The 25,623-nt window shown below is 63.8% G+C and carries 28 protein-coding genes and 1 tRNA gene; 19 read left to right on the forward strand and 10 right to left on the reverse strand.

The window, feature by feature from the left end; all coding sequences use genetic code 11:
- Nucleotides 1-1,727 (forward strand): B12-binding domain-containing radical SAM protein (locus ACTS1Z_RS11315; protein ID WP_442624570.1); only part of this gene is annotated, 1,727 nt, incomplete at its 5' end.
- Between the two features lie 154 nt (nucleotides 1,728-1,881).
- Here ACTS1Z_RS11315 and ACTS1Z_RS11320 read toward each other — a convergent pair.
- Nucleotides 1,882-2,499: an outer membrane protein gene (locus tag ACTS1Z_RS11320; RefSeq protein WP_442624571.1), complete on the reverse strand. Its 618-nt coding sequence runs from the start codon at nucleotides 2,497-2,499 to the stop codon at nucleotides 1,882-1,884.
- Nucleotides 2,500-2,691: 192 nt separating this feature from the next.
- On the opposite strand from ACTS1Z_RS11320, the gene leuC reads away from it, so the two are divergent.
- From leuC to grxD, 7 genes are all read left to right on the forward strand, one after another.
- Entirely contained in the window at nucleotides 2,692-4,122 is a 1,431-nt protein-coding gene (leuC, locus tag ACTS1Z_RS11325; RefSeq protein ID WP_442624572.1) for a 3-isopropylmalate dehydratase large subunit, read from the forward strand.
- A gap of 20 nt (nucleotides 4,123-4,142) precedes the next feature.
- Nucleotides 4,143-4,958 (forward strand): N-acyl homoserine lactonase family protein, encoded by an 816-nt coding sequence (locus ACTS1Z_RS11330; protein WP_442624573.1) that lies wholly within the window; start codon nucleotides 4,143-4,145, stop codon nucleotides 4,956-4,958.
- Nucleotides 4,958-5,551 carry a 3-isopropylmalate dehydratase small subunit gene (leuD, locus tag ACTS1Z_RS11335; RefSeq protein WP_442624574.1) on the forward strand — a complete coding sequence of 198 codons (594 nt, stop codon included), beginning with the start codon at nucleotides 4,958-4,960 and terminating at the stop codon, nucleotides 5,549-5,551. Before ACTS1Z_RS11330 ends, leuD begins: the two co-directional genes overlap by 1 nt.
- A gap of 111 nt (nucleotides 5,552-5,662) precedes the next feature.
- Nucleotides 5,663-6,664, forward strand: a complete 1,002-nt coding sequence (locus tag ACTS1Z_RS11340) for an NADPH:quinone oxidoreductase family protein (RefSeq protein WP_442624575.1) — start codon at nucleotides 5,663-5,665, stop codon at nucleotides 6,662-6,664.
- A 74-nt stretch (nucleotides 6,665-6,738) separates the two neighbouring features.
- Nucleotides 6,739-7,065: a DUF1476 domain-containing protein gene (locus ACTS1Z_RS11345; protein WP_442624576.1), complete on the forward strand. Its 327-nt coding sequence runs from the start codon at nucleotides 6,739-6,741 to the stop codon at nucleotides 7,063-7,065.
- 20 nt (nucleotides 7,066-7,085) lie between these two features.
- Nucleotides 7,086-7,319 (forward strand): BolA family protein, encoded by a 234-nt coding sequence (locus ACTS1Z_RS11350; protein WP_442624577.1) that lies wholly within the window; start codon nucleotides 7,086-7,088, stop codon nucleotides 7,317-7,319.
- A 12-nt stretch (nucleotides 7,320-7,331) separates the two neighbouring features.
- Nucleotides 7,332-7,682, forward strand: coding sequence for a Grx4 family monothiol glutaredoxin (gene grxD, locus ACTS1Z_RS11355; protein ID WP_442624578.1), 351 nt, complete (start codon nucleotides 7,332-7,334; stop codon nucleotides 7,680-7,682).
- A gap of 24 nt (nucleotides 7,683-7,706) precedes the next feature.
- Here the strand turns inward: grxD and ACTS1Z_RS11360 are convergent, their stop codons facing one another.
- Nucleotides 7,707-8,105, reverse strand: a complete 399-nt coding sequence (locus ACTS1Z_RS11360) for a hypothetical protein (protein WP_442624579.1) — start codon at nucleotides 8,103-8,105, stop codon at nucleotides 7,707-7,709.
- 131 nt (nucleotides 8,106-8,236) lie between these two features.
- Here ACTS1Z_RS11360 and ACTS1Z_RS11365 point away from each other — a divergent pair, with 131 nt between their 5' ends.
- From ACTS1Z_RS11365 to ACTS1Z_RS11410, 10 genes are all read left to right on the forward strand, one after another.
- Complete coding sequence (locus ACTS1Z_RS11365) at nucleotides 8,237-9,022, forward strand: helix-turn-helix domain-containing protein (RefSeq protein ID WP_442624580.1); 786 nt, start codon at nucleotides 8,237-8,239, stop codon at nucleotides 9,020-9,022.
- 312 nt (nucleotides 9,023-9,334) lie between these two features.
- The gene (locus tag ACTS1Z_RS11370; protein WP_442624581.1) at nucleotides 9,335-9,898 is read left to right on the forward strand and encodes a hypothetical protein; all 564 of its coding nucleotides are present in this window, start codon (nucleotides 9,335-9,337) and stop codon (nucleotides 9,896-9,898) included.
- A gap of 98 nt (nucleotides 9,899-9,996) precedes the next feature.
- Complete coding sequence (locus ACTS1Z_RS11375) at nucleotides 9,997-10,866, forward strand: MBL fold metallo-hydrolase (protein WP_442624582.1); 870 nt, start codon at nucleotides 9,997-9,999, stop codon at nucleotides 10,864-10,866.
- Complete coding sequence (locus ACTS1Z_RS11380) at nucleotides 10,845-11,618, forward strand: DUF4230 domain-containing protein (RefSeq protein WP_442624583.1); 774 nt, start codon at nucleotides 10,845-10,847, stop codon at nucleotides 11,616-11,618. Before ACTS1Z_RS11375 ends, ACTS1Z_RS11380 begins: the two co-directional genes overlap by 22 nt.
- Nucleotides 11,619-11,659: 41 nt before the next feature.
- The gene (locus ACTS1Z_RS11385; RefSeq protein ID WP_442624584.1) at nucleotides 11,660-12,469 is read left to right on the forward strand and encodes a cyclase family protein; all 810 of its coding nucleotides are present in this window, start codon (nucleotides 11,660-11,662) and stop codon (nucleotides 12,467-12,469) included.
- A 246-nt stretch (nucleotides 12,470-12,715) separates the two neighbouring features.
- Nucleotides 12,716-13,729: a quinolinate synthase NadA gene (gene nadA / locus ACTS1Z_RS11390; RefSeq protein ID WP_442624585.1), complete on the forward strand. Its 1,014-nt coding sequence runs from the start codon at nucleotides 12,716-12,718 to the stop codon at nucleotides 13,727-13,729.
- The gene (locus ACTS1Z_RS11395) at nucleotides 13,729-14,343 is read left to right on the forward strand and encodes a glutathione S-transferase family protein (RefSeq protein WP_442624586.1); all 615 of its coding nucleotides are present in this window, start codon (nucleotides 13,729-13,731) and stop codon (nucleotides 14,341-14,343) included. The genes nadA and ACTS1Z_RS11395 overlap by 1 nt, the downstream gene beginning before the upstream one ends.
- Nucleotides 14,344-14,386: 43 nt before the next feature.
- Complete coding sequence (locus tag ACTS1Z_RS11400; protein ID WP_442624587.1) at nucleotides 14,387-15,718, forward strand: DUF2254 domain-containing protein; 1,332 nt, start codon at nucleotides 14,387-14,389, stop codon at nucleotides 15,716-15,718.
- Entirely contained in the window at nucleotides 15,715-16,563 is an 849-nt protein-coding gene (gene nadC / locus ACTS1Z_RS11405) for a carboxylating nicotinate-nucleotide diphosphorylase (RefSeq protein WP_442624588.1), read from the forward strand. The genes ACTS1Z_RS11400 and nadC overlap by 4 nt, the downstream gene beginning before the upstream one ends.
- Nucleotides 16,563-17,282, forward strand: coding sequence for a ribonuclease T2 family protein (locus tag ACTS1Z_RS11410; RefSeq protein WP_442624589.1), 720 nt, complete (start codon nucleotides 16,563-16,565; stop codon nucleotides 17,280-17,282). The genes nadC and ACTS1Z_RS11410 overlap by 1 nt, the downstream gene beginning before the upstream one ends.
- Here the strand turns inward: ACTS1Z_RS11410 and ACTS1Z_RS11415 are convergent.
- The 5 genes from ACTS1Z_RS11415 to ACTS1Z_RS11435 form a co-directional block, all read right to left on the reverse strand.
- Nucleotides 17,279-17,713, reverse strand: a complete 435-nt coding sequence (locus tag ACTS1Z_RS11415; RefSeq protein ID WP_442624590.1) for a DUF4112 domain-containing protein — start codon at nucleotides 17,711-17,713, stop codon at nucleotides 17,279-17,281. The genes ACTS1Z_RS11410 and ACTS1Z_RS11415 overlap by 4 nt on opposite strands.
- Before the next feature lie 80 nt (nucleotides 17,714-17,793).
- Nucleotides 17,794-19,263, reverse strand: coding sequence for an ABC transporter substrate-binding protein (locus ACTS1Z_RS11420; RefSeq protein ID WP_442624591.1), 1,470 nt, complete (start codon nucleotides 19,261-19,263; stop codon nucleotides 17,794-17,796).
- Nucleotides 19,260-20,807, reverse strand: coding sequence for a peptide ABC transporter substrate-binding protein (locus ACTS1Z_RS11425; RefSeq protein WP_442624592.1), 1,548 nt, complete (start codon nucleotides 20,805-20,807; stop codon nucleotides 19,260-19,262). The genes ACTS1Z_RS11420 and ACTS1Z_RS11425 overlap by 4 nt, the downstream gene beginning before the upstream one ends.
- 44 nt (nucleotides 20,808-20,851) lie before the next feature.
- Entirely contained in the window at nucleotides 20,852-22,270 is a 1,419-nt protein-coding gene (locus ACTS1Z_RS11430) for an alkaline phosphatase PhoX (RefSeq protein WP_442624593.1), read from the reverse strand.
- A gap of 93 nt (nucleotides 22,271-22,363) precedes the next feature.
- Nucleotides 22,364-22,645: a winged helix-turn-helix transcriptional regulator gene (locus ACTS1Z_RS11435; RefSeq protein ID WP_442624594.1), complete on the reverse strand. Its 282-nt coding sequence runs from the start codon at nucleotides 22,643-22,645 to the stop codon at nucleotides 22,364-22,366.
- Nucleotides 22,646-22,785: 140 nt separating this feature from the next.
- Here ACTS1Z_RS11435 and ACTS1Z_RS11440 point away from each other — a divergent pair, with 140 nt between their 5' ends.
- Entirely contained in the window at nucleotides 22,786-23,490 is a 705-nt protein-coding gene (locus ACTS1Z_RS11440) for a glutathione S-transferase family protein (protein ID WP_442624595.1), read from the forward strand.
- A gap of 3 nt (nucleotides 23,491-23,493) precedes the next feature.
- Here ACTS1Z_RS11440 and ACTS1Z_RS11445 read toward each other — a convergent pair.
- From ACTS1Z_RS11445 to ACTS1Z_RS11455, 3 genes are all read right to left on the reverse strand, one after another.
- Nucleotides 23,494-23,580, reverse strand: a tRNA-Leu gene (locus ACTS1Z_RS11445).
- A 56-nt stretch (nucleotides 23,581-23,636) separates the two neighbouring features.
- Complete coding sequence (locus ACTS1Z_RS11450) at nucleotides 23,637-23,915, reverse strand: integration host factor subunit beta (RefSeq protein ID WP_442624596.1); 279 nt, start codon at nucleotides 23,913-23,915, stop codon at nucleotides 23,637-23,639.
- Nucleotides 23,916-24,213: 298 nt separating this feature from the next.
- On the reverse strand, nucleotides 24,214-25,623 hold a 1,410-nt coding region (locus ACTS1Z_RS11455; protein WP_442624597.1), incomplete at its 5' end, for a 30S ribosomal protein S1.

The raw sequence follows: 25,623 nt of genomic DNA on the forward strand, positions 1-25,623 counted from the left end.
ATCTGATCAAGCCGACGCGCTATCATGACGACGGCTATCCGCTGCAATGGTGGCGTTCGATCGTGCCGTCCAACTCGCTGGCCTGTATGGCGGGCATCGTCGAGGATGCGCTGGAACGCGGGGCACTCGGTGATGTGGAGGCCGATGTCCATACCCTCGACGAGATCCATTCCAAGGTCGATCCTAAGCGGATTGCGCAAGATATCGAGCGGGCAGGCGGCAAGGGCTTTATCGGCCTTGTCGGCGTCCAGTCGAACCAGTTCCCGCGGACGATGGAAATGGCGAAGGAATTCATCGCGGCGGGTTTGCCGATCTGCATCGGGGGCTTTCACGTCTCCGGCTGCATGTCGATGCTCAAGGAACTGCCGCCCGAACTGGTCGAGGCACAGGATCTCGGTATCAGCTTTTTCGGCGGCGAGGCCGAGGACGGGCGGATCGACGAAGTGCTTCAGGATGCGATGGCCGGGCAGCTCAAGCCGATCTACGACTGGCTCAACGACACGCCGAACATCGCCGGCGCGCCGATCCCGTTCCTGCCGCGCGAGCAGGTCGAGAACAATACCAACGGCTTTTCGAGCTTCGACCTGGGGCGCGGTTGCCCGTTCGAATGCTCCTTCTGCACGATCATCAACGTTCAGGGGCGCAAGAGCCGGTTCCGCACCGCCGACGATCTGGAAAAGATCATCCGCGTCAACGCGGCCGAGGGCATCACCCGTTTCGTGCTCACCGACGACAATTTCGCGCGCAACAGGAATTGGGAAATCTTTGCCGACAGGCTGATCAAGCTCCGCGAGGAAGGTTTTCCGATCAAGCTCGTCATCCAGGTCGATACGCTCGCCCATCGCATTCCGAACTTTATCGAGAAATGCGTGAAGATGGGCGTGAACGAGATTTTCGTCGGCCTCGAAAATATCAACGCCGACAATCTGGAAGCCGCCAAGAAGCGCCAGAACCGGGTCGAGGAATATCGCGAGATGTTCCTGATGTGGAAGCAGCATCCGGTCTATATCATCTGCGGCTATATCATCGGTTTCCCGAACGACAGCTATGAGAGCATCCAGCAGGATATCGCGACGCTCAAGCGCGAGCTGCCGATCGATTCCATTTATCTCAACTATTTAACCCCGCTTCCCGGCAGCGAAGATCACAAGCTGATGTACGAAGCCGGCGAGTGGATGGACCCTGATCTCAACAAATACGATCTCAACCACCGCGTTACGCATCACGGCAAGATGAGCGACGCGGAGTGGGAGCGCGCCTATGTCGACGCGCATCGCAGCTTCTACAGCTGGGACCATATGGAGACGATAATCCGGCGGATGGCGGCGCTCGGTTCGAACCAGAAGAAGATGACGGTCAACCGGCTGACAGGATTCCGCGAGGCAGTCCGCATTGCCGGCGTCGCCAAGTTCGAATCGGGCTATATGCGCATCTATCGGCGCAAGCAGCGGCGGCCGGGCTTTCCGATCGAAAACCCGCTCATTTTCTACCCCAAATATTTCCTCAAAAATCTCTACATCACCATCGGCGTGGCGAGGACCTATTTCCGGTTGCGGCGGATGATGAAGTGGATCATCACCGATCCTGCGCGCTTCGACTATACGGACGACGCGATCACGAACGACAAGCGCGAGGTCGATGTCCTGCTCACCGATACGCGCGCTTCGGAGAAGGCGGAAATCCGCCGCCAGCACCGCGAGGAACTGAAGGAAAGCGCCGCCGCCTGAGTGTCGTGGTGCCGCTGTAACGCTCCGTTAGTCCTGAGCCCGTCGAAGGACGCTTCTCCGCCGATAGACGCCCTTCGACGGGCTCAGGACTGACGGCATTCTTGTAAACTATTCCCAGATATCAGCACTGAGGGTCTGAAGTACCCGTCACGCCCTAAAAGCTGACGAACGCGCCGATCATGAACTGTTCGGGATCGTAGGCGCCGCTGGTCTCGCGGTGGCGATATTCGGCGCGCAGGCCGACATCGGTGCCGATCATGTAGCGTGCGCCGAGGCCGTAGATGATCCCGTCCATCGAATCGTCCCGCTCGAACTGCGTGCCCGTCGCGATGTCGGTCACGGTGATGTCGACCTGTTCGCCGCCATAGCCCGCTATTCCGTAAGCCGCGAGGCCGGGCAGCGGGGCGAGGCCGAGCCGCGCCGTCGCGCTCCAGTTGAAGCGCGCCTGGCTCGTCACTTCGCGGTCGGTCGTGCCGTCGCGCACCAGCGCGGTCGTCTCGCCGGTGGAATCGCCGATCGTCGCTTCGACGGCCATATAGCCGAGCGGGAAGGCGGGCAGTTCCACGCCTACGAACGCGCCATAATCGACGCCGTTGCTTTCGTCGCTGCCGATAATGTCGCCGTCTTCGCCGAAGCGGCTCGGGCTGCGTTCGCCGGTGCCGACTTCGAGGCCCATATAGATGTCGGGCACGAAGGGCACGCCCTGCGCCTGGGCGGGCACGGCGGCCAGCGACGCTGCGGCGAAAGCGGCAATGGGTGCGATTCTTCTCATGATGCGATCCTACTCGATACTGTCTGCCCCCGATTTCTCGCTTTCGACGCGAAAAGCGGCGAATAACAGGCTCGGGCGGCGCTTTCGCGACGAACCGAATCAGCTTTGCGCTGGACCGAATCGGCGCAGGTCACGTCCGGGCAAAGAAATCCTTCTTTTGCAGCCTCGCGGAATCGCGTTAGGGATGCGCGCATGACTCGGCCCCGCACGCTCTACGAGAAGATCTGGGACGCGCATGTCGTCGAACGGCGCGACGACGGGACGTGCATCGTCTTTATCGACCGCCATCTCGTCCATGAGGTGACGAGCCCCCAGGCGTTCGAGGGACTGCGCGCGGCCGGGCGGAAAGTGCGGCGGCCCGACCTCACCCTGGCCGTGCCCGATCACAACCTGCCGACCACCCCGCGCCGCGATGCCGCGGGCAACCGCATTCCGATCGCCGATCCGATGTCCGCGAAGCAGCTCGAAGCGCTCGAGGCTAACGCGCCCGCCTTCGGCATCCGCTATATCGACGATGCCGCGCCCGAACAGGGGATCGTCCATGTCGTCGGCCCCGAACAGGGCTTCACGCTGCCCGGCTGCACGCTCGTGTGCGGGGACAGCCACACGGCCGCGCATGGCGCACTGGGCGCGCTCGCCTTCGGTATCGGCACGAGCGAGGTGGAGCATGTGCTGGCGACGCAGACGCTGCTGCTCAAACAATCGAAAAGCATGGAGATACGGGTCGAGGGCGCGCTCGGCTTCGGCGTTTCGCCCAAGGATGTCGTGCTCGCGATTATCGGCAAGATCGGCGCGGCGGGCGGCACCGGCCATGTCATCGAATATACCGGCTCGACGATCCGCGACATGAGCATCGAGGGACGGTTGACCGTGTCCAACATGTCGATCGAGGCGGGCGCGCGCGCCGGGCTGATCGCGCCCGACGAGAAGACCTTCGCTTATCTGAACGGGCGCCCGATGGCGCCGCACGGCGCGGATTGGGATACGGCCGTCGAATATTGGAAGACGTTGCCGACGGACGATGGCGCGCGATACGATACGCAGGTAGCGCTGGACGCCGCCGATATCGCACCGAACGTCACCTGGGGCACGAGCCCCGAAGATGTCGTCCCGATCACGGGCAGCGTGCCCGATCCCGACAGCTTTGCCGATGAATCGAAGCGCGCCGCAGCTGCCAAATCGCTCGACTATATGGGCCTGACGCCGGGCCAGCGGATGCAGGACGTCGCGGTCGACAATATTTTCATCGGCAGTTGCACAAACAGCCGGATCGAGGATCTGCGCGCCGCGGCCGAGGTCGCCAAGGGCCGCAGGATCGCCGAGGGGATCAAGCAGGCGCTCGTCGTACCGGGTTCGGGGCTCGTGAAAGCGCAGGCGGAAGCAGAGGGGCTCGATCGCATCTTTATCGAAGCGGGCTTCGAATGGCGGGAGCCCGGCTGTTCGATGTGCCTCGGCATGAATCCGGACAAGGTGCCGCCCGGTCAGCGTTGCGCGTCCACCTCGAACCGCAATTTCGTCGGCCGGCAGGGTCCGGGGGCGCGCACGCATCTCGTGTCGCCGGCCATGGCGGCGGCTGCGGCGGTGACGGGCAAGCTTACCGATATCAGGGAGATGATGGGATGAGGGGATGGAAGAGTTTAGGCATGGCCGTCGCGGCGATAGCGATGCCGTTCGCTGCACAGGCGCAGGAGGCGGAAACGCCGGATATCGAAATGTGGCGGCTCGATTGCGGCGCCATCGCGATCAGCAATCTCGACGCCTTTTCGGACGGCTATCTCTACGAAGGGCGCGAAGGGACGTTCACCAACAGCTGCTATCTTATCCGCAATGGCGATCGCCATCTGCTCTGGGATGCGGGGCTGCCCTCGGCGCTGATCGACGGCCCGATGACGCAGGGGGTCTTCACCGTTTCGCTCGAGCGCAACATGGCGAGCCAGCTCGCGGAGATCGGTGTCGCGGTCGAGGATGTCGATTTTCTCGGCCTCAGCCACCACCATTTCGATCATGTCGGCCAGGCGCCGGACTTTGCGGCATCGACGCTCCTGCTGAACGCGCGGGATATTGCCGCGCTGAGAGAAGGCGCCAATCCGCAATCGGCGCAAATCCTGGCGTCCTGGCTCGAAGGCGGCGGCACGATCACGGATTTTTCCGGCGATCACGATGTGTTCGGCGATGGCAGCGTCGTCATCCTCGCCATGCCGGGCCATACGCCCGGGCATAGTTCGCTGCTCGTGCGCCTGCCCGAAACCGGCAATGTGCTGCTGACCGGCGATCTCTATCATTTCCGCGAGCAGATCGAGAATGAGGGCGTGCCGCGCTTCAATACCGATCGCGCCGATACGCTCGCCTCGATGGAGCGCTTCACGCAGATCGACGAAGCGCTCGATGCGATGATCGTGATCCAGCACGATCCGGGCGATCTCGACCGCCTGCCGGCATTCCCGGAATCCGCGCGCTGATGGAGCCGTTCAAACAGGTCGAGGGCCGCGCCTATCCGTTCGGCCGGAAGAATGTCGATACGGACGTCATCATCCCGGCCGAATTCCTGAAGACCATCAGCCGGGAAGGGCTGGGCGAGGGCGCGTTCAAGGTCGTGCGCGCCGAGGATGGCAACGTTTTCGACGATCCGGAATATGCGGGCGCGCCGGTCCTGATCGCCGGCGACAATTTCGGCTGCGGGTCGAGCCGCGAACATGCGGCATGGGCGCTCGACGATATGGGCGTGCGCGTCGTCATCGCGCCGAGCTTTTCGGATATTTTTTCCAGCAACGCCTTCAAGAACGGCATCCTGACCGTCGAGCTGCCGCAGGACGCTGTCGACCGGCTGATGGAAGTCGCCGCGACCGATCCGATCACCGTCGATCTCGATAATCAGGTCGTGACGACGCCGTTTCAGGATCGCTTCGAATTTCCCATCGATCCGTTCCGCAAATCCTGCCTGCTCGCCGGGCTCGACGAGATCGGCTTGACGCTGGAGAGCAGCGACGCGATCAGCGCGTATGAACACAAGGTCGCGGCGGACAAGCCGTGGCTTGCGCCCGGCCCCGCTTGATTCGTCTTTGTGCTCCTGCGAAGGCAGGAGCCTAGAGCCGCAAGCGATCCGGCCTACAGCCCTGGGCTCCTGCCTTCGCAGGAGCACGCAATTCTTGCAGGAGTCGAATTCATGAAAGCCTTGCTGTCCTACGAAACCGGCGGTCCTGAAACGCTCAAGATTGGCGAGATCGATATGCCGGAGGTGAAGCCGGGCCATGTCCGGGTCGCGGTGAAGGCCTGCGCGATCAACTATCCGGACGTGCTGATCATCATCGACCAGTATCAGTTCAAACCGGAACGGCCCTTCGCGCCGGGCGGCGAGGTGTCGGGCGTGATCGATGCGGTGGGCGAGGGCGTCACCGATTTCGCCGTCGGCGACCGGGTGCTCGCCATGTGCGGCAATGGCGGGCTCGCCGAATATATCGTCACGCCAGCAACGAGCGCCTTCAAGCTGCCAGACGATGTGAGTTTCGAAGACGGCTCGGCGATGATCCTGACCTACGGCACGACGATCCATGCCTTGCAGGATCGCGGCGAGCTCAAGGAGGGCGAGAATCTGCTCGTGCTTGGCGCGGCCGGCGGCGTGGGCATGGCGGCCGTCGAGATCGGCAAAGCGATGGGTGCGCGCGTGATCGGTGCCGTGTCTAGCGAGGAAAAGGCGGCGGCCGTGCGCGATATCGGCGCGGACGAGACGATCATCTACGATCGCGGCCCGCTCGACCGCGACGCGCAGAAAGCGCTGTCCGCGCAGTTCAAGGAAGTGGCCGGACCCGAGGGCATGCACGTCATCTACGACGCGGTCGGCGGCGACTATTGCGAACCGGCGCTGCGCTCGATCGCCTGGGAAGGGCGGTATCTCGTGATCGGCTTTCCGGCCGGTATTCCGAAGCTGCCGCTCAATCTGACGCTTCTGAAGTCGTGCGACGTGCGCGGCGTGTTCTGGGGGGCGTTCGCTGCCCGCGATCCGCAGCATAACCGCGCGAATATCGCCACGCTGTTCGACTGGTGGAAAGCGGGCAAGATCGCGCCGCGCGTTACCGAAGTCTTTCCGTTCGAAAAGGGCGGCGAAGCCATCGCCAAGATGGGCGCGCGCAAGGCGATCGGCAAACTGGTCGTCAAAATCGCCGACTAAAGCAAAGCGTTGCATGGAGGGCTTGGCCTTCCTATCTGCGAATTTGTGGAGACAATCGTCGGGGAGAGACGTTCATGGCCGATTTCAAGGACCGCGAAAAAGGGTTCGAAAACAAGTTTGCGCACGACCAGGAGATGCTGTTCCGCATCAATGCCCGGCGTAATCGTCTGGTCGGCGAATGGGCGGCGGGTCTGATGGGCCTGACGGCCGAAGAAACCGATGCCTATGCCAAGGCGGTCGTACAGGCCGATTTCGAGGAAGCCGGCGACGAAGACGTCATCCGCAAGGTCGTGGGCGATCTCGTCGCCGCCGATCAGGATGTCGACGATGCCGCCGTGCGCGCCAAGCTCGAAGAGATGACGATCGAAGCGCGCCGCCAGCTCATCGAAGCGATGGAATAGGCGCGAAGGGCAACACAGTCATGCCGATGGCCGCCGCCGATATCGAAGCCATGATCCGGGACGCGATTCCGGATGCGACGGTCGAGATCACCGATCTCGCCGGCGATGGCGATCATTACGCGGCCAAGGTCGTGTCCGAAAGTTTCCGGGGGGTATCGCGCGTCAAACAGCATCAGGCGGTCTATGCGGCACTGAAAGGCCGTATGGGCGGAGAGCTACACGCGCTCCAGCTCACGACCGCCGCACCCGAATAGGAGTATTCTGAAATGTCCGAAGCAAGCCATGCGGCCGCCCAGGCCCGGATCGACGAAACCGTCAAAGGCAATGACGTCGTCCTCTTCATGAAGGGCTCCCCGCTCTTCCCGCAATGCGGTTTTTCGAGCCGCGCGGTCGCGATCCTCGAACATTGCGGCGTCACCTTCGAGAGCGTCGACGTGCTGCAGGACATGGAAGTGCGCCAGGGTATCAAGGAATATTCCGACTGGCCGACCATCCCGCAGCTCTATGTGAAGGGCGAATTTGTCGGCGGTTCGGACATCATGATGGAAATGTACGAAGCCGGCGAGCTCCAGTCGCTGATGCAGGAAAAGGGCGTCAAGGCGGCCGCGGCCGAGTAACGCCCTTCGCCTTAATGCGATCGGCTAGGCTGTGGCCAGCCGCTGCCGGCCGATTGCGCGGACTCCCATGATCTGCAGGACCACGAAGCCGAGCACGCCGGCCGCCTGAGCGAGAATGAGCACGCGGCCATAGGCGGTGAGCGTCGCATATTCGAGCTCGAACACCACGATGCTCGCGATGATCCAGTCGATATTGAGGAATATCGCCAGCCAGCAGATGAGCACCGGCGGCTGCGCGCGCGTGCCGAGCCACGCCCAGATTCCGGCAGCGCCGAGGCAGATCCAGCCCGCGGCTGTCACGATTCCGGTCCCGAGTCCGGTATCGGCGGCAATCGTCTGCGTTGCGAAAACGCAGCCGGCAAAGGTCAACGCGCAGACTATGGCGTCGGCCAGAAACACTTTCTTGGCAAAATCGACAGTCATGTGATCCTCCTGTCCGTTGGATGTCGCCGATGATCCGCCCGTCGCGGCGCCAAGTCGATTACCTTGCGGGTAATGGAATTGCGGCGCCGCCCGGATTAATCTGCACGCAGACAGAGATGAGGAGCGAGCCGATGGCGACGGTGGCGGTAGGACAGCAGATCCGGCAGTGGCGGGAGCGGCGGCGGCTGAGCCAGATGCAATTGGCGCTCGAAGCCGATATCTCGCCGCGGCATTTGAGTTTCATAGAAACCGGGCGCTCACAGCCCAGCACGGGCACGATAGACCGGCTCGCCGAGCGGCTGGACGTGCCCTATCGCGCGCGCAACGGCATGCTGACCGCGGCCGGCTTCGCGCCGCGTCATGGCGAGCGGACGCTCGACGATCCGGCGATGGCGCTCGCGCGCCAGTCCGTCCAGCATATCCTGAAGGGCCATGAGCCCTATCCGGCGATCGCCGTTGACCGGCACTGGAACATCGTCGCGACGAACGATGCGATCAGCTTCTTTACCGAGCAGATCGGCAGCGCGCTGCTCGAGCCGCCGATGAACGCGATCAAGCTCGCGCTGCATCCCGATGGCCTTGCCCCGCAAGTCGTCAATATCGACGAATGGCACGCCCATGTTCTCGAGCAGCTCGACCAGCAGATCGCCGCGACGGCCGACGAAGGGCTGATCGCCCTGCGCGAGGAGGTCGCCGCCTATCCGCACGAAAGCGATTACGATCCGCCCCCCGCCGACCCGGACCGGATCTGGGTGCCGCTGATTCTCGATACGACGGTCGGGCGGCTGTCCTTCATCGGCACGATCACGATTTTCGGGACGCCGGTCGATATCACGCTGTCGGAGCTGGCGATCGAGGCTTTCTTCCCGGCCGACGAGAAAACGGCAGAAATCCTGCACAAGAACTGGACGCGCTGAAGCGGCGCCGCTCGTTTTCCTGATTTTGGGGGTATGAGGGGACGGGTTAGCGCGAGACCAGTGAAGCCGGCTAACCCGTCCCTCATCGGGGGTATGTGGGTATGGAACGCCCTATACCATGCACCCGCCGTGCCAGTTTTGGCGTAATCGCGGAAATCGGCGGTTTCGATGGTGTGCGGCCCGTTAACCATCTGCAGGACTGTAAGAGATTTCGACAATCGACCGTCATCCGTCGACTAAACACGACACCTGTCGTTTACTCGGCGACGCCCGTGGATTACGAAGTCTGTCGTACATTACAGGAGATTTGGCATGACTTTTTCCGCACCTTCCCGCCGTACGACCGGCCTCTTGGCGTTTGGCGCCGGGCTGGCGCTGGCGGCGTCCGGCGTCAGCGGTTCCGCCGCGGCGCACGCGGATCATGATGGGCATTATCTTAGCGCTGAAGAGATCGACGCAATGGTGCCCAGCGCCGAGGAGATACGCGCCATGATCCCGAGCGAAGCCGAAATCCGGGCCATGGTCCCCAGTGAGGCGGAAATCCGTGCGATGGTGCCCAATGAGGCGGAAATCCGTGCGATGGTCCCCAGCGAAGCCGAAATCCGCGCGATGATCCCGGATATCCAGACGGTGGAGCAGTGCCATGCGAGCGGCGAGGTCGTGCATAGCGAGGAGAGTATCGATCCGGCGACGGGGCGCGAGCGCGTGCGGCTGATGATTTGCCGTGACCGCGTGGTTGCAGACGCCCGCAGTAGCGCGCTCGAAGGGCTGCGCGAAGCCCGGGCCGAGGTCGCCGCCGATGCCGATGTGCCGGAGGCCGTGCGCGCCGACGTCCTCGCCGGGCTCGACGCGAGCATCGCCAGCCTGAGCCGCTAGGGTCCCAGCTTTTCACCGAAAAGGCGCGGAACGGCGTTTCCGCGCCTTTTTTGCATCCGACCCTTTCGCGATGCGCGCCAACTTGCCACATGGGGCGCATGGCCATGCCCGAAGAAATGCCGACCGGCGTGACGATGGACCTGCATCCGCAGGTGCGCCGCGTGCTGGCGCCCAACCCGTCGCCCTTCACCTATACCGGCACGCAGACCTACATTGTCGGCCATGGCGATGTCGCGGTCATCGATCCGGGCCCGAAGGATAAACGGCATATCGACGCCATCCTCGCCGGGACCGAGGGCGAGACGATCCGCTACATCGTCTGCACCCATACCCATCGCGATCACAGTCCGGGCGCCGCGCCGCTGAAAGAGGCAACGGGCGCGGAGATCGCCGGCTGCGCGTTTTTGGCGATCGAGGATGGCGGCCCGCGCGCCGATGCGGCGTTCGACAAGAGCTATGCGCCCGACCGCGTTCTCGAAGACGGCGAAATCCTGTCCGGCGACGGCTGGACGCTGGAAACGGTTGCGACGCCCGGCCACACGTCCAACCATCTCTGTTTCGCGCTGCACGAGGCCGAGGCGATCTTCACCGGCGATCATATAATGGGCTGGTCGACGACCGTGATCGCGCCGCCCGACGGCGACATGAAGGCCTATATGGAAAGCCTCGCCAAGCTGCTGGAGCGCGAGGAGACGCTCTACTATCCGGCGCATGGCGAACCGATCCAGAAGGCGCGCCGCTATACGCGCGGCCTGATGGGCCATCGCAAGCAGCGCGAGGGCCAGATCCTGCGCGCGATCGACGACGGCCTGACGGCGATCCCGGAAATGGTGCAGAAAATGTACAAGGGCATCGATCCGCGACTGCACGGCGCGGCCGGCCGCTCGGTCCTCGCGCATCTGATCGACCTGCGCGACCGCGGCATGGTCGAGGAAAACGGCGATACATGGTCGAAGACAGCCGCATAGAAATCGACCCGCCCGGCGGACCCAACGGGCCGCCGCCCCGCGAGCCGCCGGTGATCATGATCCGGCAGGGTTCGGGCAAATGGTTCGCGCTCGGCTGCCTGCTCGCCTTCGCGCTGATCGTCACGGTGTTCGTCGTCGGCGTCGGCAGCATCACGCGCAGCATCTTCGGTGGCGGGCCAGATCCGGAAACGATCGCCAGTTCGAGTCTCGAAGGCCTGCGCGAACAGAATGTCCTCATCCCGTTCGAGGCGCGCTTCGTGGCGGTGATCACCTCGACGCAGCGCCGCTTCGGCCTGTCGGCGCGCAAGACGCTGATCATGCCGGGCAATGTGCGGTACGAGCTCGATCTCAGCGCGCTCGGCGATGACGATGTCGATTGGGACGCGTCGACGAACACGCTGACCGTCACCATGCCCGATCTCACCATCTCCGATCCGGATATCGATATCGATGCGATCCGCGAATATGACGATGGCGGCATATTGATCGCCGTGACCGATGCGGAAGAGGCGCTGGACGCGGCCAACCGCGCCGAGGGGCAGCGCTCGCTGATGCGCCAGGCGCGCGCCGGGCCGACGATGCGGCTGGCGCAGGACGCGGCCCGCCGCGCGGTCGAAAATAATTTCGAGCTGCCGCTGCGCGCCGCCGGGATCGACGCCACGGTCCGCGCCCAATTCCGCAACGAGGTCAACCCCAACCAGATGGATCGCTCACGCGATGTGCTGGGCGAGATGCGGCGGGAGCAGCAATAGAGTTCGGAGCGTTGGGGCGTCTAAAATAGGGAGAAGCTGCAATGATCCGTACGACCGTTATTCCCATCCTTGCCCTGATGCTCGGCGCCTGCGCGACCGCGCCCGCGCCGTCGCCCGCTTCGTTCGCCGATGACCGGTGGATCGATCTGACCCATGATCTTTCCGAGGATTCGGTATTCTGGCCGACCGCCAATCCGTTCCGGCACGACACGGTGTTCGAGGGCGAGACGGAGGGCGGCTGGTATTACAGCGCCTATAATATCGTGACCTCCGAACATGGCGGCACGCACCTCGATGCGCCGATCCACTTTTTCGAGGGCGCGCAGACGACCGACGAAATCCCGCTGGAGAATCTGATCGGCCCGGCAGCGGTGGTCGACGTATCGGAATCGGCCCTCGCGAACCGCGACTATCAGTTCACCGTACAGGACGTGCTCGACTGGGAGGCCGTGCACGGCCGGCTGCCCGATGGCGCGATCCTGCTGTTCCATACCGGCTATGCGCGCTTCTGGCCCGATGCCGAAGCCTATATGGGCACCGCCGAGCGCGGGGAGGCGGCCGTGAGCCAACTGCATTTCCCCGGCCTGTCGCCGGAACTCGCGCAGTTTCTCGTGGACGAACGCGAGATCCGCGCCGTCGGCCTCGACACGCCCAGTCTCGATTACGGCCAGACGCAGGATTTCATGGTGCATCGCATCCTGTTTGCGGACAACATTCCGGGGTTCGAGAATGTCGCTGGCCTCGATCAACTTCCGCCGCTCGGCGCGACCGTGATCGCCCTGCCGATGAAGATACGCGGCGGCAGCGGCGGGCCGCTGCGGATCGTCGCGCATCTGCCGGAGTCGCGCTAGGCTTCCGCGGCGGGCGCTTTCAATGTTGGAAAAGCCCTGTCAGGAACATTGCGGGTGAGTCGCCCGCTCCGCGTCTCCCTTTGTAGGAAATTATATTACGCGCCAAAGCATCGCTGTGCGTCTACTTTGTCAACTTTGGGCGAAAATCCGTATCATCGGATCGGCGATTGCCTTTTCCGCACGACAGGATGCGGCGGCGAGACATTCGCCCGCCGAGTTCCTATATGATCCCAGAGGAGCAGAATCATGGACGCACGCAAGGGCATTGGCGGATCGCTCGCCGGGGTCGATATCAAGGAAGAGATCAACCGGCTACGCGAGGAGCGCAACGCCGTGATCCTCGCCCATTATTATCAGGATCCGGAAATCCAGGATATTGCGGATTTCGTCGGCGACAGCCTCGATCTCTCGCGCAAGGCGGCGAATACCGATGCCGATGTCATCGCCTTTTGCGGCGTGAAGTTCATGGCCGAGACGGCGAAAATCCTGTCGCCCGAAAAGATCGTAGTGCTGCCCGATCTCAACGCGGGCTGCAGCCTCGAAGACAGCTGCCCGCCCGACAAGTTCAAGGCGTTCCGCGAGGAACACCCGGATCACATCGCGCTGACCTATATCAACTGCTCGGCGGCGGTGAAGGCGCTCTCCGACATCATCGTCACCTCGTCCTCGGCCGAAACGATTCTCGAACAGATCCCGCGCGATCAGAAGATCATCTTCGCGCCCGACAAGCATCTCGGCGGCTATCTGAACCGCAAGTACGACCGCGACATGCTGCTCTGGCCGGGCGTCTGCATCGTCCATGAGGCGTTCAGCGAGACCGAACTCTTGAAGCTCAAGGCCAAGCATCCGGGCGCGCCCGTGCTCGCCCATCCCGAATGCCCGGCTGCGATCCTCGATCATGCCGACCATATCGGTTCGACCAGTTCGATCCTGAAGGCGGCGAAGGAAACCGAGAGCGACACCGTGATCGTCGCGACCGAACCGCATATCATGCACCAGATGGAAAAGGCGCTGCCCGAGGTGAACTTCATCGGCGCGCCGGGCGCGGACGGCAACTGCAACTGCAACATCTGCCCCTATATGGCCTTGAACACGATGGAGAAGCTCTACGCCGCGCTCCGCGATCTCGAACCGCGGATCGAGCTCGACGAAGAGCTGCGCCTCGAGGCGAAGAAAAGCCTCGACAGGATGCTGGAGATGGCCGGACGGACGGTCGGGCAGGGCGATGTCGGCGATCCGGAGGCCGCTGGCGCGCAATAATGCTGAGGCTGCATTTTGCACCGCTGACGCGCTCGATCCGGATCAAATGGCTGCTCGAAGAACTCGCGCTTCCGCATGAAATCGTCCGCGTCGCCTTCAATCGGGACGGCGACAAGGGCTTTGCGCAAGACACGCCCGCCGGCAATTTCCCCTATCTCGAGGATGGCGATATCGGCCTGTCCGAATCCGGTGCCATCGTTCAGTACATATTGGAAAATTACGGGGAAGGCCGGCTCGAACCGGCGATCGGCGCGCCCGAACGTCCCGCCTATCTGCACTGGCTGCATTTTTCCGAAGGGACGGCGGCGAACGCGATCAACACCATCGTGTGGCTGACCCTGTACCGCGACGACGCGGAGCAGCATCGCGCGATCATCGATGCGGTGCGCGGAACGGCCGATCAGACGTTCGGCAAGGTCGAAACCACTGTCAGCGCGCATCCCTATCTTGCCGGGGGCGCGTTCACCGCCGCCGATGTGATGATGGGCTTCACCCTCTGGTCGGCGAAGATGCTCGGCCTGCTGACCGATGCGCACCCCAAGACGGTTGCTTATCTCGATCGTCTGATGGCAAGACGCGCTTTCCAGGATGCCATTGCAGAAAGCCAGCGCTGACCGTGCATTCACCTTTGCCGCTCACTTCTTCGTCCGAGGCGAAATGATCGCGCGTCTCCGCTCGCTCTGGCTCAGCATCAACGCGAGCTACTGGTTCTTCCCGGCGCTGTTTTCGCTCATCGCCTTCTTCCTGTCCTTCGTCACCGTCTATGTCGATCGGATCGGCGCGGCGGAGTGGCTGACCACTTTACCCTGGCTGGAGCCGGCGCGGCCGGAAGGCGCGCGCACGGTGCTCACCGTGATCGCGGGCTCGATGATCGGCGTCGCCGCGACCGTCTTTTCGATCACCATCGCGGCCGTCGCCTATGCCTCCGGCAATTACGGGCCGCGCCTGCTCACCAACTTCATGGAAGATCGCGGTAACCAGCTCTCGCTTGGCACCTTCATCGCCACCTTCGTTTACGCGCTGATGGTGCTGCGCGTGGTGCGCAGCGAGGATGAGCGCCCGGCCAATGCCGCCGATGCGGCCGCCACCGCGCTGCCGGGCTTCACGCCGCAACTATCGCTGCTCGTGGCGACGGTGATGGCGATCGGATCGGTCGCGGTGCTCGTCTATTTCCTCCATCATATTCCGGCCGGCATCCGCATCAATACGGTGCTGCAAGGCATTGGCGAACGCCTGATCCGCGACATCAAGACGCGCTTTCCGGAAGAAGAGGGCAAGCGCGAGCCACGCGAGCCATGCGGCGGCAAACCGGTATTCGCCGAAAGCGACGGCTATCTCGAGATCATCGATTTCGAAACGCTGGGCCGGATCGCCGAAAAGGCGGGCGGCCGGATTGCGCTCCGCCGACGCACTGGCGATTTCGTCCATCGTGGCGTGCCGCTCGCCGAGATCGGCGAGGCGGAACCGGACGACGATCTCGCCAAGGCGATCCGCGACTGTTTCGTGACCGGCGGTATGCGCACGGCGACACAGGATCTCGAACATCTGATCGACGAACTCGTGGAGATAGCGCTGCGCGCCTTGTCTCCCGGGATCAACGATCCTTTCACGGCGATCACGGCGATACACTGGCTGAGCGCAGCGATGGCGGAGCTGGCCGCCCGCAATCTGGATCGCGGGCCCGAGCAGGACAGCTATGACCGCAATCGCGTGCAGCCGCTCGACGACGATTTCGAGCATTACCTCAACCGGAGCTTTTCCGCGATGCGGGCGTCGGTGGCGGGGAGCGCTATGGCGTCGCTCAAATTCCTCGACGCATTGGCGTCGATCGCGCCGATGACGCGCTCGCAGCGCCGGCGCGAGATGCTGCTCGGCGAAGGTTTGTTACTGGTCGAACAGGCGAAGACGGTGCTCGAAGGGCCGTCCATGGACCGGCTTAACGAGCGGTTTGACAGCTTCGCCGAAGCCATGGAGAAACGCGGGTCATGAGCTTTACGCTGGACCGGTTCGATCTCGACGCCTTCGTCGCGGCTACGCTTGCCGAGGATCTGGGCGAGGGTGGGGACATCACGTCGGCAGCCGTTATCCCCGAAACCGCGCGGTTTCGCGGCGCAATGGACAGCCGGGATGCGATCGTCGTCGCCGGTCTGCCGATCGCGGAGGCCTTTTTCCGCGCGCTCGATCCGGAAGTCGAGATCGAGATGCGGGCTGCGGACGGCGACAGCGTACCGGCGGGAACCGATCTCATGCGACTGACCGGCCGCGCGCGTGCGATGCTGACCGCCGAACGCTCGGCGCTCAACACGATCCAGCACCTTTCCGGCATCGCGACCATGACGCGCGCCTATGTCGACGAGATTGCGGGGACGGGCGCGACCTTGCTCGATACGCGCAAGACGATCCCCGGGCTTCGCGCGCTCGAAAAATATGCAACGCGGATGGGCGGCGCGCGGAATCATCGCATGGGCCTTTGGGATGCGGCGATGATCAAGGACAACCATGTGGCGGTGGCCGGCAGCGTGGGCGAGGCCGTGCGCCGTGCCGTCGAGGCCGGAATCGCCGATGTCATCGTCGAGGTCGACCGGGTCGACCAGATAGAGCCGGCGCTCGAGGCCGGCGCGACGCACCTGCTGCTCGACAATATGCCGCCCGAAATGCTGCGCCATGCGGTGAAGCTGATCGGCGATCGCGCCGCGACCGAAGCCTCGGGCGGGGTAACGCTGAATAGTATCAACGAGATCGCCAAGACCGGCGTCGATTTCATTTCCGTCGGCCGGCTAACCCAATCCGCGCCTGCCGCCGATATCGGCCTCGATTTCGCCGAGATCGATTGATGCGGCTATGGGCGGTCGCCGTGGCGCTGCTCCTGCTGCCGTCGATCGTTCACGCCCAGGCCCGCGAATGCCGCGTACCCGACAGGATCGAAGCACCGCGTGCGGTTCCGATCCCGTCGGGCGAGCGGCGCGTGACGCCGGTCACGCGGCATATACTGGCGCTGAGCTGGTCGCCCGAATTCTGCCGGACGCGGCGCGGCGACCGGCGGCATCGCATGCAGTGCGGCGGGATCGCCAATGGCGGGGCCGGGCGGTTCGGCTTCATCCTGCACGGTCTCTGGCCCGAAACGAATGGGCCGCGCTGGCCGCAATGGTGCCGCCCGGTGACGGCGCTGCCGCGTGCGCTCGTCCGCGAGCATCTGTGCACGACGCCTTCGGTAAGCCTGATCCAGCGCGAATGGGCGAAGCATGGCAGCTGCATGACGCGCGACCCGGCTCGCTATCTGCGCGCGGGCACGATCCTCTATCGCGCGATCCGCTATCCGGACATGAACGCGCTCTCGCGCCGCCCGCTCACGGTCGGCCAGTTCGCGCGCGCGTTCGCCGCCGCCAATCGCGGCATTTCGCCGGACATGGTTCGCGTGCAGAGCAATGCGCGGGGTTGGCTGACGGAGGTGCGGATATGCCTCGCGCGGAATTTCCGTCCGCAACGTTGCCCGCGCTGGCAGCGGGGAGCCCGTTCGAACGAGCGGCTCAGGATTTGGCGGGGTGGCGCTTAGCGCGCAACCTCGCCCTCGATCACCATCGTTTCGGGATGATGCTTGTCGAGATGCTTGCGGATGATCCTGAGGTTGCGCGTGTTGGAACGGAACACGAAGTCGGCAGCGTCGCCGATAAAGGGCACGGCACCGACCGCGAGATCGACGCCGATATTGCCGAACATCCGGGCGATCTTCCATTTCGACATGTTGAGATTGCGGGCTTCCCAGACCAGCCACGTACCCATTGCTGCGGCGATCACGTCGCCGACGACCGGGATGAGGCCGAGAATGAAATCGAGCCCGAATTCCCGGTTGATAACGGGCATGGTGAAGCCGCGCTCCAGCAGCGCTTCCATGGCCTCGATCCGCTGCCGCACGGACGCCGGATCGCGCCCGATCTCGGGAAATCTATCGGCGATACGGTCCAGATTATCGGAATTAAAAGCCATACGTAACCCTTTGTGATTACGCCGATTACGATCAATCGGCGCAGTTCTTCTTACGGTCTATGTAGGTAGCCGGCGGCGAATTAGCTAGGCGGCGCCAGCCGGTCGAGCGGGTGGCTGGCGAACCGGTTCGGCGTGAAGCCGGTGACCCGTTGCGAGACGAGCGCCCAGCGTATCGGCCGCAGCAGGGGAATGAAGGGCGTGATGCCCTGCAATTCCGTCGCCGCCTCGCTGACGCGGATCGCACGAACGCGCTCCGATGGCGCGTCGCTAATCTGATCCAGCAGCTCGGCATAGGTATCGCTGCACGGTAGCCCGCGATTGCAGCGAAACTGTTCGAGAAACCAGATCGCGCTCTCGGTCGCCGCGACTCTGTCGAGCAGGCGCAGATCGGCGTCGTCTTCCCACGCCACGCGTTCGACGGGCACGCCGACCGCCGCCCAGTTGGTCCGCAGGACAGCGAATATGACGCGGCTGCCGGTCTCGTCGGGCAAGGCGATGCGCAGCGGGGCGATATCGCCGTTCGCCGCGCGCCAATTGGCGACCGCCTCGCGGGCGAAGGCGCGGCGGAGTTCCATCGTACTGTTCGCCCAGGGCGGACCGACGGGCACGGCCATACCTTGCGCGTCCGGCGAGACGATGGCGAGCCGGGCTTCCGCGCGTTCGGCGCCGAAGAGGCCGGCAAGCTGTCCGCGATCGACCGCCAGCGAGAGAATCTCCCGATTTTGCGGCGAGGCGAGAAAACCCGTCTGCTCGACGACCGCCAGCCCGAACAGCCCGTCGACCGGATCGAGTTGCAGCCGCGCCGAATTCGGCTGGATCGCTTCGGCATAGACGAGCGTCGGCCAGGTGCCACCGATCACGACATCGGCACGGCCGGTATCGAACCGCGCGACGGCCCGCGCCGCGTCGCGAAAGCGCAGTTCGACAGTCTCGCTCGGCGCGATGGGCGGCGGGGCGACGATCTCACCGTCCTCGTCCTCGGGCGGTTCGCGGCGCGGCGCGAGCAAGACCATCTCGCCGTCCGGTGCATAGCCATCCGCAAAGACGAATGGCCCCAGACCGACATTCTCGACGCGCATCGCCAGTTCCGGCGCGGCGAGCAATTGCAGGAAATCGAGCCGCGGGCGCGACAGGTTGATCTCGATGACCTGGGGCGTCACGGCCTCGATCGCCTCAATATCGGCGAGCAGCGGAGCGAGCCGGCTGTTGCGCCGCGCATTACGGAGCTGTTGGGCGATCTGCCGCGCGGTAACCGCCGTGCCGTCGTCCCAGGTCAGCGCGTTGAGCCGGAAGACATAGGTTTGGCCCTCGTCGAGCACGATCCAGCGCTGCGCTATCGCAGGCTCGATCTGTCCTTCCTCGTCGAAGCGAACGAGGCCCTGCGCCGTCGCGTTGAGCAGCAGCGCGTCGGAGCGCGAGGGCAGGGCGGCCAATGGCCGATCGAACGCCGTCGGTTCGCCGATCATGTCGACGCGCAGCGGTCCCGCGCTTTCGCCCTCGGTACAGGCGGCGAACAGGAGGGCGAGAATCGGAAGCGCGGCGCGGATCATTGCGGTGCGGAGAGTAGCAGCGTGCGGCTCGGATGGACATTGGCGGGATTGTCGATCCAACCCGAAACGCGCGGGCTCACGAGCGCGCGGCTCACATAGAAATAGATGGGTAGGATCGGCGCGTCCGCGACTAATATCGCCTCGGCTGCGCGCATCCGCTCCGCCCGTCGAACGGGATCGGGCTCGGCCAGCGCAGCATCGAGCGCAGCGTCATAAGCGGGGCTCGCATAGCCCGAATAATTGATCGCCCCGGCGTCAGACCGATGCACGGCGAGGAAGTTTTCCGGCGCCGCGATGTCGCCGATCCAGCCGGAGCGGGCGAGCGCGAAATCGGCGCGGCGCAGGGCCGCGAAGTGCAACGTCGCCTCGCTGTTGAACAATCGTGCCTCGACGCCGAGCGGCTCCCACATCGCGGCGAGCGCGACGGAGACGCGCCGATGCTCGGCGGTGCTGTTGAAGCGGATATCGAACGCGAGCGGATTGTCTGGACCGTAGCCTGCGTCTTCCAGCAGTTGCCGTGCCTCGGCGCGTCGATCCTCGAGCAGCCGGTCCGCCCAGCCGGGCCGGATCGGATCGAGGCCCGACAGTCCCGGCGGGATGATCCCCCAAGCCGGCGCCGTGCCGATGGCGAGCAGTTCGTCCGAAATCCAGCGCCGATCCACGGCAAGGCTCAGCGCACGCCGAACGCGGGCATCGTCGAAAGGCGGCTCGCGCGTGTTGAAGGCGAAATAATAGGCGCCGTTATAGAGCGCGATGCGCGTCGCATCGGGCCGGTTCGCCTGCAGCCATGCGAGGCGTGTCGCCGGAAACTCGCCCGCGATATCCGCGCCGCCCACCAGGAAGATCCGCATCGCGGTCAGGCTGTCGTCGACCGGTCGCCATTCGATGGTGGCGATCGGCGCCGGGCCTTCATGCCAGCGCGGGTTGCGCTCGAGCAGCGCCCGGTCGTTCAGGGTCCAGTCGGTCAGGCGATAGGGGCCCGAGGTCACGAGCGGCCGTTCGCTCGTCCAGCCGTCGCCGGCATCGGCAATTCGATGCAAGGGCAGTGCGGCCATCGCCGGATGGGCGAGCAGTTCGAGCAGCGCTGGATAGGGATAGGCGAGGGCGATGCGCACCCGGTCGGGTGCGGGGGCGTCCACTGCGGCGATCGCGTCGAACAGCGAGGCGGTCGGCGCGGCGGTGGCGGGATCGCGCAGCCGGTCGAAGACGGCCACAAACAGCGGCGCGGCGATCGGCTCGCCATCGGAAAAGGTGAGGTCAGGCCGCAGCACAAACTCCCATGCCAGCCCGTCTTCCGACACCGTCCAGCTTTCCGCCAATCCCGGTTCGATCTCGCCACTGGCCATATAGCGTGTCAGCCCCTCGAACTGGTCGGCGGCGACGCGCAGCGAGGCGAGGTCGGATACGGCGTGCGGGTCCAGCGATTTGATCTCGTCATCGGCCAGCCGCACCAGGACATCGTCGGGCGGCGGGCGCGCGACTTCGCCGCCGCAGCCCGCGAGTGCAAGCGCCCAAAGCAAGAATATCGCGCGCAACAGGTTCACCGGACCAGTCTAGGCGAGGCCGGCGGCCGATACCAAGCGCCGGTTCAGGCGCGCAGCGTTTCCCACGGCCCGGTCACGGCGAGCGTGATGCCGGGTTCCTGGATATTGACGAACATGATCTGCCCGTCCGGCGAGAAACAGGCGCCGCAGAATTCGCTCTTGTCCGCATGGGCGTTGCGCGCGAGATCGTAGATCTGTCCGCCGGGCGTCAGGCCGCGCAGATAATTCTCGTTCTGGCCGTCTTCGCACAGGATCAGGTCGCCCCATGGCGCGACTGCGATATTGTCGCACATGTCGAGCGCATCGGCGCCCGGGGACTCGTAGACCAGGGTGAGCGTGCCCGGATCGGCCGCTTCGCCGCTCTGGCCTTCGGCCGCGCTCGGGCTGTATTGCCAGACCTGCCCGGCGCGCTGGACGCCGCCTTGCGTGCAGGTGAAGAAAACGTCGCCGCCGCTGCCGTCCGGCCTCCGGCCATAATCCATGCCTTCGCCGCGATAGAAGCGCGCCGCGCCCGCCGCATAGCCGCGATCGGGCAGGTCGGCATCGGGCGATTCCACATTGTCGAGATCGATCCAGTCGACGGCGAACGACCGGCCCTGCTCGATCGTGCCGAGCCCGGCGCCGCCCCAGTCGCGCGGCCAGTTGCTGGTAACGGCCGACGGCCATTCGCGGATCGCCAGCGCCTGCAGCCGCCCGCCGCGATGCAACTCGCCGGGCGTGTCGGGGAGGAAACGGTAGAAAAGGCCGGTGCGGCTATCCTCGGTCAGATAGACGATGCCCGTATCGGGATCGACGGCCACCGCTTCATGGACGAAGCGGCCCATGGCGGTCAGCGGCACGGGCTCGATCAGACCGGTAGAGGCGGAAGGCGTTTCGAACACGAAGCCGTGATAGCGCTGGGCTTCCTCGGGCGGCTTGCGCATCGATTCCTCGCAGGTCAGCCAGGACCCCCAGGGCGTGCGCCCGCCCGCGCAATTGGCCGAGGTCCCGATCAGTACGAGATAGTCCTCGACGAGCTGGCCCGCGCGCATATCGTAGATGACCTTGCTAACGCCGCCGTAGAACGGGCTGCCGTCCGGTTTCAGGCCGTAGAGCCGGCCGTCGGGCACGCGGCCGAGCAGCTCGTTACTCGTTCCGAACGGGCTGCCATGGGTCGTATCCGGCCAGATTTCGTGATTGCGCATCAGGATGCAGCGATCAGCACTCGTCGGATCGGCGAAACAGGCCATGCCGTCGGGCCGGCCGGGCCGGAAGAAACCGTCGGCCATCGTGTCGCCCGTACGCGACACGACCGAATAGGCGAAGCCGTCCGGCAGATCGAGCAGCCCTTCCGGGTCTGCCGTCAGGCTGGTCGGCCGCTGTGCGGACGCAGCCACTGCGGACAAACCGCCGAGCGCGGCGGCCGAATAGAAGAGGCCGGCGGCCTGTCCGTATCGAAGGAAAGCGCGGCGAGACAGAGTCATGACGGGACCTATTATGAGAAGCGACGATCAACGTAAGCATAACATGCCACGGCTTTATGACATATCATTGACCTTCGCGTCTCGCGGTGCCCCTCAGATTTCTTGATCGAGCAGTTTTGCCCAGTCTTTTGCAACCTCGCCCAGCGGAACGAGTGCATCATAAACGGCGAGACCGAGCGGAGAAACGATATACCCCGCGTCAGTGCGTTCGACGAGCCGCGCTGTCTGCAACTCTCTCAGGCGAGTATTCAGAACGCCAGGCGAGATAGTTTCGCACTTGTCCTGAAGTTTGCGAAAGGTTGCCGGACCAATCTCGGCCAAGGTCCACAATATCCCCATGGCCCAGCCACGACCAAGAAGGTCGAAGAGGGCCATGATTGGCGCCCCGCTTCTGGATCCTCTGACGGCTTGGCCGGGTCGCGGAATTTCAACCATTTCCCATCTTCCATGTTGCTATTAAAAAGATAGCGCGCTATGAAAATAATAGCGAACTGGGTCGAAAGGTGAAAGATGGAATGACGGCGAAACCGATTCTGTATTCGGGAACGAAAAATGCTTCGAGCTGGGCCATGCGCGCCTGGCTTGCACTTCGAGAGGCTGGCTATGCGTTCGACGAACGCGTTGTCGATATTCGCAGACCGCAGCGCTTTACCAATCTCGCCGATGTAGGACGCTTCTCGCCACCCGCTTGTGTCCCGGTTTTCGTGACGGAAAGCGCCGTAATATTCGATTCGCTTGCGATCATGGAGTTCGCAAACGATTTCAGCGGCGGTCGCTTGCTGCCGGTTGATATGGCGCTAAGGGCAAGGGCGCGATCGCTCGTTGCTTGGCAGCATTCCGGCCTTTCTGACATTTGCGCGCGCATTAGTTTTGAAAGCGCGTTTTATCACCGGAAACGCTCCTTGAACGCTGTGGAGATCGCCGAATGCGGAAGACTGTTCGCGGTGTGGGAGCATGCGCTGCATGACAGCGGCGGTCCGTACCTTTTTGGCCAAGTGTCGCTCGCGGATTTCTCGCATACACCCGCCGCGATCAGGCTGTCGCGCCATGCGCCCGATCTCGCAGCATGGCCGCTGACCCGAAACTGGTTCGAGACCATACTCGCGCACGAGGCCGTCCAAGAATGGCTGAGAGATGCCGACGCGCTGCCGCCTATCTGGTATGACGATTATCTCGACCCGACGGCGCCGGCGGCGTTACAACTGCAGCAGACTGCCTGAATCTGGTGCGGACGGCGGGACTCGAACCCGCACTCCCTTACGGGAAGCAGATTTTAAGTCTGCAGCGTCTACCGGTTTCGCCACGTCCGCATGCGCCGAAGGGGTGGCCGAACTGGCCTGCCGTTACAAGCGCAAATGCGCGCGTGTCAGACGTTCAGACGCTCGCGCATTTCCTTGCCGGGCTTGAAATAAGGCACGCGCTTTGCGGGCACGTGCACAGATTCTCCGGTGCGCGGATTACGGCCGATACGGGCCTTGCGCTCGCGCGTCGAAAACGCGCCGAAGCCGCGCAGTTCGACGCGGCCGCCATCGGCCAACTGGGTGGTGATGGCGTCAAAGAAGCAGTTCACAAGGCGCTCGATGTCCTTGGTCGAAAGTTCCGGATTTTCCGCCGCGATCTTTTGGATCAGTTCGGATCGGATCATAATGGCATTCCCCCAAAGGCCAATTGTTGCGACACAGATGCATGACTTTTGTCATTGCAGCGCCGCCGCGCATGTATCTTCACGCTTACGGTCAGCACACTTCGGTAATGTTCCGGTTTCGTAACTTTTTCAAGGCGAGCCATCCAGATTCACGGCGGAATGGGCACAATATCGCATGATTCCGTAGCAATTTGAGACGGATCGCCAAAAAAAGAGGCCCGCGACTCGCGTTACCGGACGATCCGGCGCTGCGAGTCGCGGGCCTGGTTTTTGCTCGCCAAGCGGTGAGGCAACGAGCCTATTTCTCGTCGCCGTCCTTCTGCTTGAGCGCCTCCCCGAGAATGTCGCCAAGGCTCGCGCCGGAATCGGTCGAACCATATTGCTTCACGGCCTGCTTCTCTTCGGCAACCTGCAGCGCCTTGATCGAGAAGTTCGGCTTTTTGGAGCGATCGAAGCCGACGACCATCGCGTCGAACTTCTGGCCGACCTGGAAACGGTCCGGACGCTGCTCGTCGCGGTCGCGGCCGAGATCGGCGCGCTTGACGAAGCCGGTCGGGCCATCGTCGCCGACCTGCACGTCGAGGCCGCCATCGCGGACATCGAGCACGGTGACGGTCGCGACCTTGCCCTTGCGCAGATCGCCACTGTCGGTCGTCGCGCCGCCACGCTCAAGCTGCTTGATGCCGAGGCTGATGCGTTCCTTCTCGGGATCGACATCGAGGACGACGGCTTTGACCGTCTCGCCCTTGTGATGCAGGTCCAGCGCTTCTTCGCCCGAAACGCCCCAGCTGATGTCCGACATGTGGACCATGCCGTCGACATCGCCGTCGAGACCGATGAACAGGCCGAATTCGGTGGCATTCTTGACTTCGCCTTCGACTTCGGTGCCGACCGGATAGCGCTCGGCGAAGCTGTCCCACGGATTGTCCTGGGCTTGCTTCAGGCCCAGGCTGATCCGGCGTTTCTCTTCGTCGACTTCCAGAACGACGACCTCGACCTGCTCGGAGGTCGAGACGATCTTGCCCGGATGGACGTTCTTCTTGGTCCAGCTCATCTCGGACACATGGACAAGGCCTTCGATGCCCGATTCCAGTTCGACGAACGCGCCATATTCGGTGATGTTCGTGACCCGCCCGGTAAAGCGTGCGTCGACCGGATATTTGGCCGAAGCGCCTTCCCACGGATCGGTTTCGAGCTGCTTCATGCCGAGGCTGATGCGCTGCGTCTCGCGGTTGATGCGGACGATCTGCACGGTGACCTTGTCGCCGATGTTCACCATTTCCGACGGATGGTTGATCCGCTTATAGCTCATGTCGGTGACATGGAGCAGGCCGTCGATGCCGCCGAGATCGACGAACGCGCCGTAATCGGTGATGTTCTTGACAACGCCCTCGATCACCTGGCCTTCAGTGAGGCTCTGGATCAGGTCGCTGCGCTGTTCGGCGCGCGTCTCTTCGAGCACCGCGCGGCGCGAGACGACGATATTACCGCGGCGGCGGTCCATCTTCAGGATCTGGAACGGCTGCGGAATGTCCATCAGCGGGGTGACGTCGCGAACCGGGCGGATATCGACCTGGCTGCCGGGCAGGAAGGCAACGGCGCCGCCGAGATCGACGGTGAAGCCGCCCTTGACGCGGCCGAAGATCGTGCCCTCGACACGGGCTTCCTTGTCATATTCGGCTTCGAGGCGGTCCCAGGCGGCTTCGCG

The organism is Parasphingopyxis sp., from assembly GCF_052168295.1.
Lineage (GTDB): Bacteria > Pseudomonadota > Alphaproteobacteria > Sphingomonadales > Sphingomonadaceae > Parasphingopyxis.